We start from the raw sequence: 17,192 nt of genomic DNA on the forward strand, positions 1-17,192 counted from the left end.
TCCATTGGGAGACAGGGGAGTGGGATGTACCCTGGGTGATCGTTTCTATGAATTTGATGAATGCCCGAGAACCCCTCACTGAGTCCGCGCTATGTCTTTCTATTTCGGAACCGCCTGGTTTGCCTCCGAAAGCGGATGCCGGCAAAGGCTTCAGCATCGTTGGGCTGCTTCCCGCGACGGCGATTTCGATCATCCGCCGCGTAAGGTTGGCATACATTCCGGCATTGAGCTTGTTCACGGCAAACGCCGCCACGCTGCCGGATGACGTTCTGCTCAAGGTCACGGTGAGTGGTACGACCAAGACGCTCAATCTTCACAAGCGCACCACCCGCGCGAAAGATTTCAAGCTGTTCGTCTGGGATGCCACCAACGGCTACAAGGAGACTCCCAGCCCCGAAGTGCGGACCTTCCGGGGTACCGTGACTGAGGATCCGAATGCTCTCGTCGTCGCCACGATCGACAGCAAGAACATCGTTCGGGCTTACTGCTTCGACATGGAACAGACGCCCAACACCCTTTGGTACGCCAAGGACGAGGTGGCGTCCCAACTGGCTGACCCGAGGACGCCTTCGCCGATGCCGCCTCAGGCCGTCGCCGCGCCCCGTGGCGGAAGTGGCGGCCTACCGCTGATTGGCCCGAAACTGCCCGCCGGAACCTCGGCCCCGGTGGGTGACGCCGGTGCCCCTCTTGTGGCCGTGAATTATGGAGACATCGTAGCGTATGAACTTGGGGCGGATCTACCGCTCGGGGCTTATAATCACGCGGGTGGAAACGTGGAGGACACGCTCCTCAACTACGAACTCGAGGGGCTGATCTATGAACAGATGCTGCTACGAAGTTGCCTGGTGCTACTGACTCACTCGACCGTGGTAGTCCGCAAGGAGAAGTTCTACGGTCCCGATCCGGGCGACGCCAAACCCTACCTGCTCGGGCCCGAATGGAATAGGAAGGATGGCCCGCTTCGAGACGCCCGGTGGGATTGCATGTGGGGTTGGGGGCAGAATGGCGGCAGTTCTTCCAGCTCGATGGGCCATGGTCACGGGGTGGGCGCGGGCGCGCTCTACCACGAGAACACCCACAACTGGAGCGCCTCCCATCTAGGTTATCAGGCGGACACCCAAGGCGGCAACCATCCCTCCATCGGACCCATCACCGGGCAGAGGATGCTTGAGGTTCGCAGAAAAGGTATCGACGCGGGATGGTTTCCCAAGGCGGATGCCTATCCCGATCCGGTCTTCCCATACACTCATCCGGATGCCGTGCGGGTGTCCGTGGACACGGCCCGGGATATCGACGTGCTGGCCAATGACTGGGACGCCAATGGCGATCAACTGACCATTTCCGAGTGGACTCGTACCACCCGGCAGGGTGGGAGCGTCGCCCGGAACGAGGACGGCACCCTGCATTACGTGCCCGCCCCCGGCTTTGTCGGTAAAGACGTGATTGTTTACACGGCGCAGGACGACTCCGTCATGAAGCTGAAGACGAAGGACCTCGTGCACATCGAGGTGGTGAACAACGGACTGATGGCCGAGTATAAGTTCGACGAAACCACCGGTAACGTCGCTAAAAACAGTGCTCCCCATGCCCATGCCTCCACGGACGCCTCCATCCTGAGCGGGAACTTCGCCACCGATTCAGTTCCGGCCCCGATGGGGCGAGGGGTGTTTTCTCCGGGAAACGTGGCGACGCAGACGGGCAATGATGATTCCGGTTATGGCGGGCTTCGTGTGGGCCGGGGGAAGCTGACCCCCAACGATTTGGTGTTGGATGGCCGCACGCCGTTTGAAAACGCGGTCAACAAGAACGGCTGCTGTTTTGACCCCCTCGATGGGGATCAAACCTTCGAGACTTGGTACCGCTGCGATGACTACTCGCTGGGAAATGCCGCCATCGTCTCCAAGGGTTGGGGGGGCGAGCAAAACTACGGATGGAACATGGGCATCAATCCGGTGACGGGTTGCGGCTACCGGTTGAGAACCTATTGGCACCCTTTCCATGCGTCCGCGCCGAAGAAGAATCTCGATTCCCCCGTGCAGGACTTCGTCCCCGGCCGGTGGTATCACATCGTCAGCGTGTTTGACCGGACCTTGAATGAAGTCCGGTTGTATCTCGACGGTGTCAAGGTCGCCACCCAGGCCAACGCCTTTTCGCCCGGCGATATCATCTTCGACGGACGCCGTCCCGTCATTCTGGGAGGCTCCCAGAAGAAGCGGCACTGCTTGAGCAACACGCGGATTTATTCGCGGGCTCTGTCCGATCCGGATGTTCAGGCGCGTTACGGTGCCCCCGGGAAAAAACCGAAATTTCTAGAGCCCTCGATCGAGGTTGCAGTCCACACGGACTTCGGAATGAAAAAATCCCTGTGGGCTTGGATTTGGACCGGAGTGGGAAGCGCTCCAGCTTTTTCCAAGGTAAGCGGGCCAGCGTGGCTGAGCGTCAATGCAAATGGCGAACTGACCGGCAGGCCCTCAACGTCTAACGTTGGATTGACCAGCGCGGTGATCCGGATGAGCAACGAACACGGAGCCTCCGACCTCAAGGTGAACCTCACAGTAGCACCTGCCCGGTTGCGCGCGCGTTGGCATTTCGATGAAGGCAACGGCTCGGCGGCGGAGGATTCCTCCGGCAACGGGAAAACTCTTACGCTGGCGGGTGCGACTTGGAAGCGGCCGAGCCGTGAAGGTGCCTTCAGTCTGGCCTTCGAAGGCGAGTCAAAGCAATCCGCAGAGGCACCCGCGCTCGATGTGAACGGCGGTTTCACGATTGCAGTTTGGATCAATCCTTCCACCCGGACGGGCAAGGACACGATCATTTCCCAGCAGGGTAGCTATGCGTTCAAGCTCGTCGGCTCTGCGCTGGAGTTGGGAATTCCGAAGGTGGTCAACCAGACTTCCGGCGGCGGTCACATTGTTGCCAATCGATGGCAGCACGTTGCCGTTTCGTTTGTCCCCGGGGATCCCGAGGGAATCAAGTTCTACGTCAATGGCTCCTTGAAAGCGACCAAACCGGCGTCCGACATCCAGCAAACCGACCATCCCACCCTGCTGGGAAAATCGGTGGACTGGGTGAACGATTACTTCGATGGCGGTCTCGATGACATGCGCGTCTATGGTACGGTTCTGGGGCGGGAAGAGATCCGAACCCTCGCCGCAGAATACCCGACCTGCACCGCTCCGGTGCTACCCCCGAAACTGAAGCGGCCGCTCGCCATACCGGGTGAGGACTATCACGCGACGCTTGCCGGTTCCGCCGTCGACCCGGATGCGTGCACCGTCCTCTCTTACGCCAAGGTCAGTGGTCCCGATTGGCTCAAAATCGCTCCGGACGGCACCTTGGGCGGCAAGCCCTCGGCAAGTGACATCGGAATGAATTCCTTCGACGTAAGCGTTACCGATGTGACGGGACTGTCCGACACCGGCACTTTGAACATTCCGGTCAACCGCTTCCTTGCCGCCCATTGGAAACTCGACGAGGGAGCCGGCACGACTTCCGTCGACGCGTCGGGTTCCGCAAACAATCTCACCTTTTTCAACGGCGCGACTTGGGGCTCTCCGGTGGTTGGTGCGTCATGCCTGTCCTTGTCCGGACCGGGCCACCGCAACCAACATGCCAAGGCGGCGGCCGTGAATACGAGCGGAGGACTCACCCTCGCCGCATGGATTCATCCGACGACCCTCGAGGGAGATCACTCGATTGTCACCCAGATCAGCAGCTACGGGTTTGTCACCAAGGGCACGGGCTTGTCCTTTCGCATTCCCGGCAGGGCCGCCTGTGACACGGAGGCCGGATTACTGACCGCCAACCAGTGGCAGCATGTCCTTGTGACCTTCGATCCCGGTAGCGCAGGAGGGGTGAAGTTCTATGTCAACGGAGCGCTGAAAGGAACCGTGGATCCCGCGGGGGATCTGCCCCAAAATAGCCAGATCACTTACCTTGGCTGCACTTATGGCTCCGACCACACGCTGTTTCAGGGTTCTCTTGACGACGTCCGGATTTACAGCGCCCCGATGGGGGGCGGCGATGTAATGAAGCTCTACAAAGCCTATCCGGCTCCTGCCGCGTCGAATGCGGATAGATAACGTAAGGCAAGATAGATTCTCCCTCTGGGCAATCGGATCGTCCATCTATTTTCCGCGGGTCATCCACGACCTTCCAGCCCCGATCAGTCGCTGGGCCAAATAAGGACGGATCTAACCGATGGGTCCGGTTGGCGACAAACGGTCCGGCGGTCTCAAGGTGACTGTCGAGCCAGCTCTTGACCTCCTCCAGCTTTTCGGAGAGGGATTCTTACCTGCCAACCGGCCCTTCGGGCGCGGTTTGAATCAAGGTTTTGTCCATCGTTAAAGAGGAATGTCGGACGTGCGGGCAAACCATTCAGAACGTTGCCAAACTGATGCTGGCCAGCGGCACCTGCCTTGGGGAGTTGCCGGGTGGATGATCCCATCTCTCCGGACCGGTTTTTGACAGATGCACACCAGTGCCATCAATCTCGATCTTGAAATACCAACCGATCTTGCCCCGGCCGATCGGCTGGTGATCGAGCGCTTTTCCCTGCATCTCTCGGAACTTAGACCGGCCTTGACCGCGTTTCTCATCAGCCGGATCGGTGGCGATCTGGACGTCGCCCAGGATTGTCTTCAGGAGATCTCCCTCGTCCTGTGGAAGAAACACGATCCTAGTTGGAGCAGGGAGGATTTCCATCGCTTTGCATTCCGTTGCGCAACCATAGAAGGTCGGGCGTACCACCGGAGAAACCAGCGGATGGGCAAACGAATGGTAACCCTTGCGCCTGACGTGCTGGAAAGTGTCGGCAATGAGATCATCTCCCATGAGGAGGCTGATCCGACTCCCTCCCGGCAGCGGCTTGAGGCATTGCAACTCTGTCTGGATTCGCTTCCCGTTCCTCATCGCGAGATCCTTGAGGTCCGTTACAGCAAGAACAGCAACGAAAACAGCATCGCCAGTCTGGCCGAGGCGCGGGGTTGGAAGGTCGATGCCCTCTACAAGCGGCTGGAAAGGCTTCGCACTGTCCTCCAGGACTGCATTTTGAAGCATCTGGTGAGTTCCGACCCATGAACCTCATCCCGTCAGACCCCCAGCCGCCGGATTCCGAACTGATCGGGTTGGTGGACCGTTATCTCGATCAACGCCTCGACGAGAGTGGCGCTCGCCTACTTGAACAATTGCTGCGCGAGAATGCCCGGGCCCGGACTTACTGTGCGGAACGCATCCGCCTTCATGCTGAGATGGGTGCCTTGACCCGTCCGCTGCGGATTGAAATTCATGAGAGACGGGATCTGGTCTTCGAGCAGGCGGGGCAGAGGTCCAATGTCACGCTCAGCATTACCGGGCAGGTCACCGTGGAACCCTCCAATCGCGCAGGCGCGCGTGACGTGCCCGTCGCCGCCCCGCCGTATGCAATCAGCAGGTGGTGGAAAGCGGTGACAGTCGTTTCGCTGTCCGCAATCCTTGGGTGGATTGTGTTCCTGTGGCTGCGCGCCGCACCCGAGATCCTGTCGGTCAGCCAGCTAGAGAACCCCTCATTCGAGCAGGATGTATTGGCCGACGGGAAATCCATCAATAGCGTGAATTCCGTCAATACCACCTGCAAAGGCTGGTTGCTGGGCGGCAGGAATTTCTCGGTGGTGCTCAATCCCGCCACCGAGCGGCAGAACAACCCCTATGGCGGCCCCCATCTGCCACGTTCCGAGCGCTTGATCGACGGTTCCAATGTCCTCTACCTCGGTCACGGACCCGCAGGCACACCGTTTGGTTGGGCGAAACAACGACTCAATGGCATGTCGGCCAGCGGGCACAAGGTGTTGCAACTTGGAGATCTCGCCGGCAGAACGCTCCGGGTCACGCTGTCCCTTGCTCGCCCGGACCTCGGCAGCGGTAGGTGGACTGGCAACGACATGCGCCTTGCCATAGGTATTGTGGAGGACCGCCCCCCGTGGCGGTTCGCGGCGGCCTGTCACATCCATACCGGCGGAGGGCGCTGGGAAACGGCCGACCAATCGCTCGATTTGAAGAACGACGAACTCACCCGGGTCTCCTTCGATCTCAAGGTCGAGCCCGGGGACATGCGCGGCGACGCCTACTTCTGCCTGTCGCTTGATCCCTCCACGCCACCCGAGACTCTGATCCTGATCGATCAGATCGACATCGAGTTGGTCAACTGAGGCTAGTGGGGCGCTCTGCGGTGGGCCGATCCGGCCAGGTGGGGAAAAATTGTTGAGAAAACCACGTCAGGTTTTCCTGGGACGGACCGTGTCTCGGTGACGGAGGGTCTATGTTGAAGGCGTTTCGTGCAATTGCGGGGCACGCCCGCGACCTGTCATTCCCCGAATTAACCCATCCTCCCGATAGCAAAGATGCTCATTCATTCGCTGTTTCCCCAGCGCCGGATCTCCGGCCGTACGGTGTTAGTCGCAAGCCTCTTGGTCGGTATTCCGGTGGCCTCGGCTCAGTTGCTTTCCGTCTCGCCGCTCAACAACGCCTCCTTCGAGGCTCCTGTCAAAACAGACGGCGTCCAGGACGAGACCATCACGGGCTGGACCAGCAATTCCGACGGATCACGGGTGGAGAACCCGCTGACGGCCTTGTTCAGCAACCAGTTCAGCGACAACACGACCAACGTTCCCGACGGCAGTCAGGATTTTGTCCTGTTCAGGACGTCAACCGGCGGGCTCGGCAATGCCTACCAAGCGATCCAAGGCACCACGGGAGCCAACCCGATCGCCCACATCCTGACATCCGATGAGGCTGCGGGACAGACCATTCGTGTGAGGTTCCGGGCGGGGCGCGGGTTGCTCCTCAACACCTACGAGGACTCCAACATGGGCTTTACCGTTAGTCTCAAAGGAGGAACGACCTTCAGCACGCACGCCTCGGCCGCTTACGAGAAGCTCGAAACCACGGGCTTCGGCACGGCTCTCAATCTGGCCAAGGATCAGTGGGTGGAAGTGACGGCGGATTTCACGATGCCGGAAGCCCCCGTCAACGGAGCCGAAAACCTGGTGGTCGCCTTCGGCCTGAACGCAGCCAATGCCAATGCCACGTCCATCCATCTCGACGCGGTGAGCATCGAACTGCTCGCCGCGGCTCCTGCCCTGAAGGTGACCCAGTCTGGATTCAATGCAGGAGCTTTCGAACTGACCGTCACCGGTTTCGATACCAACAAACAGTACCTCCTGAAGCGCTCCGCCGCCTTGGAGCAGTTCGAGCCTATCGGCACCGCTTTCACGCCGTCCGGTGTGACCGCGATTGTCACGGATCCCTCACCGCCTGCCTCCAGCGCCTTTTACCGGGTCGAGGAAGCCCCCTGACGATCTTGAATCATCCTCCTCTCGCAATCGACACAAAATGAAGAATACCCTCGCCACCGTCCTCACCCTTGCTGCCAGCCTCGCTTGCAGTTCGGCCGCCGTCGTTTCGATCAGCCCTCTCACAAACCCATCGTTCGAGGGTCCCGCCAAAGCGGATGGCGTCCAGGACGAGACGATGACCGGCTGGACCAGCAGTCCCGACGGGTCACGGGTGGAGAACCCGGCCACGACCTTGTTTGGCAACCAGTTTGCCGGCAACACGACCAATGTTCCCAACGGCATACAGGATTTTGTCCTGTTCCGGACTTCAACAGGTGGACTCGGGAGTGCCTACCAAGCCCTCCAGGGCACCACCGGGGCCAACCCGATCACCCACATCCTGACCGCCAACGAGGCCGCGGGACAGACCATTCAGGTAACCTTCTGGGCCGGGCGCGGGTTGCTCCTCAACACCTACGAGGACACCAATATGGGCTTTACCGTCGGACTTCAGGGCGGCACGACCTTCACCACCTATGCGTCCGCCTCTTACGAGAAACTTGGAAGCACCGGCTTCGGCACTGCCCTCAATCTGGCCAAGAACGAGTGGCGTCAAATAACGGTGGATTTCACCATGCCGGGAGCGCCTACCAACGGATCCGAAAACCTGGTGCTGTCCTTCGGCCTGACCGGTGCCAATGCCACTTCCATCCATCTCGACAATGTGAGCGTCACGCTCATCCCCGAGCCTGCCTCCGCCAGCCTTCTCGGCCTCGCCGGGATGCTGGGCCTCATGGCCCGTCGGCGGAGATAAAAGCGCCCGTCGTAACCCGAGCAGCTTCCTTCGTGATGATCGGGGGAAGTGTTGTTCCCGACTTCCCTACTCCTGCTCTTCCCTCATGAACTTTCCATATCGCATCGTCGCAGTTCTTGCGGCGGCATGCCTAGCCGCTTCGGCCACCGAATATCACGTCTCACCGGCGGGGAATGATGCCAACCAAGGCTCTTCCGTAGCCATGCTGAAGACCATTTCGGAGGGGGCGAGGCGGGCCCAGCCGGGTGACACGATAACCGTCCATGAAGGGGTCTATCGTGAACGCATCGACCCGCCTCGCGGCGGGACCGACGATGCCCACCGCATCGTCTATCAGGCCGCACCCGGGGAAAACGTTGTCATTAAGGGATCGGAGCCTGCCACCGGCTGGGTCCATGAGGCCAACGACACCTGGAAACTCACCCTGCCCAACAGCAGTTTCGGGTTGTTCAACCCATTCAACGTCCGCCTTCGCGGCGATTGGTTCATCGACAACGGCAGGGTGCATCACTGTGGCTCGGTTTTCCTTAACGGGCACTGGTTGACCGAAACGACCACCAGCGCCTTGGCGCTCCAGCCAGCCGGTGCCACCCCGCTGTGGCATGCCGATGTCGACGGCGGTGGTTATTTGTTGAACGTCTCCTGGATGCGACCGGTGATCGGTGCAGCACCCGCCGGGCGCGTTGACACGATCAACTATACCACACGCAACGGCGTGATGCCGGCCGCTTCAAGCGAGGGAGGCCAATGCCTCGGTTACATCGAGGATGGTGACTGGGCTCGCTATGCTTCGGTGAATTTCGGAACCGAAACGACCCAAGTCCAATTCCGCGTCGCGTCGCAAGTCGGCGGCGGGATCATCGAGGTGCATGCCGGTTCCCCCACTGGTAGCCTGCTCGGCTCCTGTCCGGTCCCGAGCACCGGCGGCTGGCAAACGTGGCAAACCGTCACGGCGGACATCGCGCCGACCAGTGGGGTGCAGTCGCTTTGCCTGGTGTTCCGGTCAAAACAATTTGCGACGGGTAACACTACCATCCGCGCTCAGTTCAAGGGAGTGGATCCAAATGTCTCGAACGTGGAGATCAGCGCGCGCGATTCCGTGTTCTACCCATCCCTTCCGGAACTGGATTTCATCACCGTTCGGGGCTTCACCATGGAGCAAGCCGCGACCCAGTGGGAGGTGCCCAATGGCGAGCAGTTCGCGCTCATCGGCACTCATTGGAGCAAAGGCTGGGTGATTGAGGACAATGTCATCCGCTATTCGACCTGCGCCGGCGTGAGCCTCGGCAAATACGGCGACCGCTGGGATAGCACCTCGGGAAACACGGCGACCGCTTTCGAGGATACGATCGATCGCGCGCTCGCGGACGGCTGGAGCAAGGAGCATGTCGGTAGCCACATTGTCCGGAACAACGAGATCTCGAATTGCGAGCAGGTTGGCATTTGCGGTGGTTTCGGGGGTGCTTTTAGCACTATCACCGGCAATGCCATCCATGACATTCACATCCGGCGCTTGTTCTCTGGTTGGGAAATGGGTGGTATCAAGTTCCATGGAGCGATCGACACCGAGATCAGCGCCAACCACATTTTCCGATGCTGTCGTGGAATCTGGCTCGACTGGATGACCCAAGGCACTCATGTCACCCGCAATCTGTTTCACGACAACGACTGGCAGGAGGATCTTTACGTCGAGGTCAATCACGGGCCGTTCTTGGTGGATCACAACGTCTTCCTATCCAGCAGATGTCTTAAGGACAAATCCCAGGGTGGGGCGTATGCCCACAATCTCTTCGCCGGCGCGATCGAGAGTTCAAACGACACCCGTGTCACCCCTTTCTTCGCGCCTCATTCCACTGAGTTGGTAGGCACCTCCAACATCAAGGGAGGAGATAGCAGGTATTATAATAATCTCTTCGTCGGAGCCGTCTCTCTAGGCAACTACAACAACACGATTCTGCCCGTATCGATGAACGGCAACGTTTTCGTCAAGGGAGCCGTTTCCTCGACGCGGGAGACGACGCCGATCGTCTCCTCATCCTTTGATCCCGGCCTGCAGTTGCGGCGGGAGTCCGATGGCTTCTATCTCGATATCACGCTCGACGGAACTTGGGATGACCAGCGGACACGCTCGCGAGTCACCTCCCTCCTGCTGGGCAGCGCAGCCATCCCCAATGCACCGTTCGAGCAGGCCGATGGCAGTCCCTATCAGCTCGATACCGACTACCTGGGAGTGGCGAGGAATACCGGAAACCCTTTCCCGGGACCATTCGAACTGCCAGCCGGGGGGGCATTTTCGGTCAAGGTCTCTTCGACCCTGGAGCCGGCTGGGCCTGCCGCCACGTTGCTAACGGTCTCGCCGCTCGCGGGTTCTTCGTTTGAGGCACCCGCCAAAGCGGATGGGGTGCAGGACGAAATCATGACGGGCTGGACAAACTCTGCCTCAGGATCACGGGTGGAAAACCCGAACACCGGCTTGTTCAGTAATCAGTTCAATGGCAACACGACCAATGTCCCTGACGGGATCCAGGACTTAGCCCTGTTCAAGTCGTCGACGGGCGACCTTGGCTGGGCCTACCAAGTCATACAAGGCACCACCTCGGCCAACCCGGCGGTTCACTCCCTCACCGGCGAGGAGGCGGCGGGAAGGACCTTTCGCATTACCTTCCAAGCCGGCCGCGGGTTGACCGCCAACACTTATCAGGACACCAACATGCGTTTCACCGTCGGTCTCCAGGCGCAGAACTCCGCGAGCTTCCATGCCAAGGCCGACTACGAGAAACTGGGAACCACGGGCTTCGGCACCGCGCTCAATCTGGCGAAAGGTGAGTGGAAACAGGTGAGCGTCGATCTCACAATGCCGGACCTCCCCTTCAGCGGCTCGGAGCCGGTGGCGTTCGTCTTCGCGCTGAACGCGGCCAACGCCAACGCCACTGCCATTCAGCTCGACGCGGTGAGCATTGAACTGCTTGCCGAACCCCAGCCCCTGATAGTGACCGCCTGCGGCTTCAACGGCGGAGCTTTCGAACTGACCGTCACTGGCTTCGATACCGGCAAGCAATACCTGTTGAAGCGAGCCACCAACCTCGAGTCCTTCGAGTCTGTCGGAAGCGCCTTCACGCCCCTCGGTGTGACCGCTATAATCACCGATCCCTCACCACCCGCTTCCCGGGCTTTTTACCGCGTGGAGGAAGCTCCCTGAGAGCCTGCGGCCAGAACCGCAAGATCCGTCATTGGAATCCTGAACGAGAGGTGGAGTCCGGCTCGTGTCGTGAGCCGGCCGCCCGATCACTCATCGGCGGTGAAGTCCGCTGGCGGGATATCCGCCTCGATGAGGCGGCGCGTCTCGAGGACGGTTTCCGCCAGCTCCGGTCGCGAGGCGTTCGCGTCGAGCCAGCCCTTGACCTCCTCCGCCTTTTCGGAATGCCATCCGATAAGGATTTCCTCAAGCAGGTCAGGGCGAGATCCTGCGGCCCAATCCGCGAGCAGATGACCGTCTTCTTCCACCCTGTCCCTGAGAAAGGGATAGTCGATGGAACACCCGATTCCATTGGCCGCGAAGTAATTCACCGCTGCAAGCATGCGGTCCGTGTCGGGGATTCCGCTAATGAACGCCCCCGCAAGGTCAAGCCGATCCGGATGGTCTAGCAGGTATTCGATCGCCTGCGGAGCCGTGTCTTCCCGTGCCATCAGATACCATGGGTGATCGTCGAAACTGCCATCCTGATACTTTGGCGGCAGCAATGCATCATTCCGGTGTTGTTTGAGGTAGTCCTGCATCTCTTCGATCCCGCCGTGAACCATCAGTCCGGCGCACACCGCCGACAGGTGATCGAAATAGTGTCCATCGACATCTCCAACGGATTCCAACCAACGGACCGCGGCCTGTGGATCGACGCTGGCCCACGCGACGAGGATGTCGCCGTCCTTGGGGTGCGCCATCAGGTGGGCACCCGGATTGCCTTTGACGATTGATTGCTGTTCCTCAGTCAGACGCGGCTTGAGGCGGAACGGTAGCTTCCCTGCTTGGGTAGCGGGTGTTGCAGCCGGCGAACGGGACGGCGGACCCCCATCATGCGGATAGGCTAGGCGGGTTCTCTTCGCTTCGCCAGGAGGCGTGGTCGAAGGCCTCGTGAGGTAGAGGACTGGGATGGAGAGCATGCCAACGGCGGCGAGCAGGACCGCGAAAGAGAATTTCGGGGGTCGAATCATGAAGCCGACATTTCTCGCGACCTTGGCACGCGCGTGTCAAATCGCATTCATCAAACAATCGGATCGTCCATCTATTTCCTCGGATAGTCCATTCCCTTCCGGGGCCGTCCCATGGCTGGCTACTACCATGGAATTGCGCCTCTGGGCTGGGACTTCTTGGCCCTTGGCGCGCATGCCGGCGCTGAGTCGCCAGACCTGCGTCCGAATCTGCCCTTCGCCGATCCAGTGGATGCGGAGAAGAGGTAGCCATTCCTCCCGGTGCATATCTCACCAGAAATTCCCTTTGACGCAAAAGCGAGCCAGTTGACGAGCCTCACTTTTGAACCCGGCTCCACGCCACCCTATCGCTGCAACCCCACGCCCGATGACCTTTTACACCGCCTTATGGCTCTCCTTAGCCGCGTTGGTCCCTTGTACTGCCCAAGCCGCTCCTGTCACCCGTGCCCGGGATTTCACCGAAGCGCTCGAACTGGCCAAGCCGACCGGCAGCGACATCGTGGTTCTCCAACGTGGAAGCGATTGGAACCGGCTGGGAGAAACGCTGTATCGAAAGGTCTGGCAGACCACCGAATTCGAATCGCAGTTGGGCGATGGCTTCGTGCTGGTCACCGTGGACCGGCCGGAGACCCCGGGAGCGCCGGCACTGGGGTCGACTGATGACCCGGCCGGCATGGCACGGTTCCGTGCTGCCACCGGCCCGGGCGCGGCGCTGCCGGCCAACGAGGTCGCTTCGGTGCGCGCCGAGGGTGGAGCCAACTTCAAGAAGCGCGCCGACGGCACGTGGCTGCTCGACGACCCAAAGGGTGAGCATAATCCGGCGCGCGATACATTGGTGCTGAACCTGCGTGCCGGCAGCGGCGGACAGATCCTGCGGCTCGATTTTTTGCCCGACCCCTCGCTGCCGAATGGCGGTGCCGGCCGCGCTTCCAATGGGAATTTCGCGCTCACAGAAGTGATCGTTGTCAATGGTGACAAGGCGCTGGCCACGACATCTGCGTGGAGCAACTCGCCGGAAGGTGCGGCGGCTGGCGGATTGCTGGTCGATGGCATCGTGGACCAGCCTAAGAAAGCGTGGAATGGCGGCGGACAAACGCGCCAGGCACGCACGATGATGCTGGCGCTCGCCCAGCCGGTAAGGCCTGGCGCTACCCTGAAGATCTCGCTCGTCGGCCGCTCGCAGTGGAACAATCACATCCCGGCCTGCCTGCGTGCCGCGGTGCTCGACGATGCCCGGCTGGCCGCTTCGCTCACTCGTGTCGCGGCGGCCGAAACGTTGGCAACCCGTAATGCCGCTTTCACTTGGTGGGACGGCAACCGCTGCCCACGCGTGGCTCTGGTCGATTCTGAAGGCCGCGGGATCGCCGCGCTAGACACCCCGCGCGGCGATCTGCTGCCGGCGACACTCGCCGCCCAGATCAAGAAGCTGCGCGAAACCCGCATCGCTCGCGACGAATGGCTTGCCAAGGCAGCCAATGCCAAGGGACCGGAGCAAGCGGAACTGTTGCGCAAGTCGCTTGAGGTCCTCGGGGCGGGCAACTGGACCGGCAACGGCCATTGCTACAAGCCGGTCCATGACCAGATCCGCGCGGCCGACCCGCAGGACATCAGTGGGGCCGTGCGTTGGCTCGGCTTCTCCTCCGATCCCAAAGGGGCCGTGCCGTGGGTAAAGCCGACATGGAACGAGGCACTCGATACACAGCGCGGCAAGCGCGCGCTGACCGATGCTGACTATCGGGAAGCCCTCGCCCGCGTGGACAAGGAGCTGGCCGACCCGCGCAACAAGGTGCTCAGCCATGAGAACATCCAGCGCATGATGGTGGCGAAGTTCCGCATCTACAAAAGCTGGAAGGGCCGTGAGGACGAGCGCTTCCGGATCCAGCAGGAGATCGCGGACTTCGACCCGGACACCTTCTGGGGTGTCGGTGCGCGCGGCTACATCGGGATGTATGGCCGCAGCGAAACGCCGTACCTGACCTACGGCTGGAAGCCCGGGCAAGTGAAGGCCGGCACCAATACGTGGAAGATGGCCGACACCGGCTACTTCTTCGCCCACCCGGGCAGCTATAAGGTGGCGCTGACCCACGCGGCCGGGGCATCTATCGTCAAGGTCAAGCGGCTCGCCTTGCTCGAGGGCGACACGGTGCTGGCCGAGGCCAAGCCGGACGCCGACCTCGGGCCGGGGAAAGCCCGCGTTGAAGCGATTCTGGACTTCGCCTCCTGGAATCCGGACCGCCGGTACATCCTCATCGCCGAAATCGAGGCCGCCGCCGGCCAGACCAACAGTTCGGGGCGCTTCTCGGTCGAACCATGGCTGACCGAGCCCGCAGCGGCCGTCACCACCGACCACTTCAAAGTCCGTCGCGAACTGCGGGACAAGCTCACTGCCGCCTTCGAACCGCATCGCAACGAGCTCGACCGTGCGCTTGCCAGCGACACGATTCGCCTTGATCTGGCCCGTCACGAATTGATCCGCCGCTGCGGACCGGAAACCGTCGATCAAATCGCCGCCCGTTCCGGCGGCGCCGAGTTTCTCCAAGCCTTCACCGGCGACGTCGCGTGGTTGGAATCGTTCCTCGCCAACGATGACGCCAAGTGGCCGCAGGCGCTTGAAAACTTGCGCTTCCTTCATCGCAACTGCGGCGACCTCGCCCCGTTGCTCCACCGCACCCTCGCCACCGCGATGGCCCTGGAGGCGGATGGAATGAACCGGTATCGTTTGTTGGATCGCTATAGGGATATCCTGCGAACGCATCGCGAAGGACTGCTCCACGTGTCGTTCGAGAGCCTCGACACCCGCGAGATGCGCTGGGCGATCCCGCTGGCCGGCACCGCCCGCGACTACCGCTTCATGGTGGATACCATGCAGGCCCGGCTGCGCGACTACCTCGGGGCGTGCTGGCGCATCGCCTACATCGACCCGAATGTCTATGGCTACTCGGTGCAGGGCTGGGGCTTCATCGACCCGTGGACCCACCGCGAAGGCACCGGCACCGGTGACCGTCCGTTTCCCATCCACCGCACCGTGGGCGGCGTATGTGGCACGCTTTCGGGCTTCGGTGCCGGGGTGGCCAAGGCCCATGGTGTGATGTCGACCACGGTCGGCCAGCCAGCCCACTGCGCCTATGTCGTTCGCGTCGGCGAGGAATGGCCGACAGGCAACGACGTCTCCGGACCTGAAACCAACGTCGCCTCGGTCTATGAAGGGACCGGCTTCCCGACCATGCACCGGCTCTACGAAGTGGTGCACGGCGACAAGCCGGCATACTTGCGCTCATCCCGCCTGGCGTGGGCAGCGCACGTTTATCTCGATCGCCGCCAACCGCTGGTCCGTGTGATGCCCGGCTTGAAGTACTCCGTCTTCGATTTACCCGGCGGCAAGATCGATAAAATGGCGAAGCTCCAACCGGTGAATTCCGGCACCGCGGACAGTTTCAATCTCTCTGCCGTGCTGCCGGTGAACCCGGTGAATTTCGGCGTCCTCTGGGAGGGCGAGGTGGAGCTGTCCGGCGACGGACCCTTCATGGTCCAAGTCAAAAGCGATGGCGTTTCGCGCCTGACCGTCGGCTCCCAGACCGTCGCGGGCAACCAGCCACTGGTAGAACTGAAACTGCGGGCTGGCGTCCATCCGGTGCGGCTCGAGTATGGTCAGGGGATTGGCAAAAAGTCGCTCGCGGTGAATTGGTCCGGCCCGGCCACGTGGAATGCCGATTGGTCTGGCGGCTACCTGCAGGCGATCACCGCCCAGCCGCTCCACTACCCGCTGCTGCTCGAGACGATCAAGGCCTTCGAAAACGCCAGCGACTTGCCGAAAGGCACCTGGCAGAAATTGATCGCCCAGATTGCCCGCGCCTATGCGCCCTATCACGAAGCCGCTTGGGCCTTGGTCAACCGATGCTACGGGAAAGTCGCGCCGACGCTGACGCCCGCCGAGCGCCTGGCGTTGCTGCTTGAATGCCATCGTCAGATTACCCAGGCCAAGGCACCGAAGTTCATGGGCTACAACCTGGCTCGTGTACTCAACACCCAGGCCGCCTCGCTGGGCGACCCCGCGCTTGAGTCCGCCTTCCTGGAAGAGCTGCTAGGCATTCATTTCTCCGAGAACCCGGCGACCAGCCGGGTCTTCGGCGATGTCCTCAACTGGGGGCGCACCCGCTTCGCTGCCAAGCCGGAAATGGCTGCCGCTTTTGCCAAATCGGTCGGCTCATTCTTTGCCGCGAGCGGCGGCAGCCTGGGGGCCGACCGAATGCGCCAGCAGATCACCGCCGGGATCCGCGCTGCCTCCACCGCCGGCGACCTCTCCTCATGGCGACTCTGGACCGAGATGGCCGACCGCTTCCTGCCACCGCTCGAGCCCGGCTACGTCCATCTCACTGCCGCCCAAGCCAAGGCCGCGCCGAAACTGCCGCTTTCCGGTAGCCTGCTGTCGAAGGACGGACTCCTTCAAACCAGCAGCTCCTCCAAACATGACCGCCCGCTATCGTATGGGGCAGTGCTGGATGGCAGCGCTCCCGGATGGTTTGACACCAACGCGGAAGAAAAGCCGTGGGCGCAAGTGATGCTCGCCGGCGAGGCGGAGATCACCGCGATCGTCGCGGTGAACCGCTATGAGTACGCGCAGGACAAAGACGAGTTCCAGTGGGCCGCGCCCTTCAAGGTGTTGGTCTCTACGGACGGCAAGACGTGGACCGAGGCCGCCACCCGCACCACCGCCGAGGCGGTGATGCGGGTCGACCTCTCCGGCAAGCCCCGCGCCCGCTACGTCCGCCTCGAACGCCAGGCCCCATCGGGCACCTCAAAGCCGCCGGGCCGCTTCCACCTCCGCAACTTCCTCGTCTACGGTCGCAAGTTGTACTGAGGGC

General features: G+C 61.4%; 8 protein-coding genes. 7 read left to right on the forward strand and 1 reads right to left on the reverse strand.

Going from position 1 to position 17,192, the window contains the following annotated elements:
* Nucleotides 1–119 precede the first annotated feature (119 nt).
* The 6 genes from OKA05_RS15090 to OKA05_RS15115 all read left to right on the forward strand — a co-directional run bounded on the left by OKA05_RS15090 (nt 120) and on the right by OKA05_RS15115 (nt 11,323).
* A complete protein-coding gene (locus tag OKA05_RS15090; protein WP_264487997.1) occupies nt 120–4,082 on the forward strand; it encodes a LamG-like jellyroll fold domain-containing protein in 3,963 nt (1,320 codons plus the stop codon).
* 388 nt (nt 4,083–4,470) lie between these two features.
* On the forward strand, nt 4,471–5,079 hold the full coding sequence (locus OKA05_RS15095) for a hypothetical protein (protein WP_264487998.1): 609 nt from the start codon (nt 4,471–4,473) through the stop codon (nt 5,077–5,079).
* Entirely contained in the window at nt 5,076–6,185 is a 1,110-nt protein-coding gene (locus OKA05_RS15100; protein WP_264487999.1) for a hypothetical protein, read from the forward strand. Before OKA05_RS15095 ends, OKA05_RS15100 begins: the two co-directional genes overlap by 4 nt.
* 192 nt (nt 6,186–6,377) lie before the next feature.
* Entirely contained in the window at nt 6,378–7,331 is a 954-nt protein-coding gene (locus tag OKA05_RS15105; protein ID WP_264488000.1) for a hypothetical protein, read from the forward strand.
* 37 nt (nt 7,332–7,368) lie between these two features.
* On the forward strand, nt 7,369–8,124 hold the full coding sequence (locus tag OKA05_RS15110; protein WP_264488001.1) for a PEP-CTERM sorting domain-containing protein: 756 nt from the start codon (nt 7,369–7,371) through the stop codon (nt 8,122–8,124).
* Nucleotides 8,125–8,209: 85 nt separating this feature from the next.
* Nucleotides 8,210–11,323, forward strand: coding sequence for a carbohydrate-binding protein (locus OKA05_RS15115; protein WP_264488002.1), 3,114 nt, complete (start codon nt 8,210–8,212; stop codon nt 11,321–11,323).
* Nucleotides 11,324–11,409: 86 nt separating this feature from the next.
* On the opposite strand, the gene OKA05_RS15120 is transcribed toward OKA05_RS15115, so the two are convergent.
* Complete coding sequence (locus OKA05_RS15120) at nt 11,410–12,282, reverse strand: hypothetical protein (protein WP_264488003.1); 873 nt, start codon at nt 12,280–12,282, stop codon at nt 11,410–11,412.
* Between the two features lie 415 nt (nt 12,283–12,697).
* Between OKA05_RS15120 and OKA05_RS15125 the strand changes: the two genes are divergently transcribed.
* Complete coding sequence (locus OKA05_RS15125; protein ID WP_264488004.1) at nt 12,698–17,188, forward strand: discoidin domain-containing protein; 4,491 nt, start codon at nt 12,698–12,700, stop codon at nt 17,186–17,188.
* Nucleotides 17,189–17,192 lie beyond the last annotated feature (4 nt).

The sequence above is a fragment of the Luteolibacter arcticus genome, from assembly GCF_025950235.1.
In the GTDB taxonomy this organism is placed as follows: domain Bacteria; phylum Verrucomicrobiota; class Verrucomicrobiia; order Verrucomicrobiales; family Akkermansiaceae; genus Haloferula; species Haloferula arctica.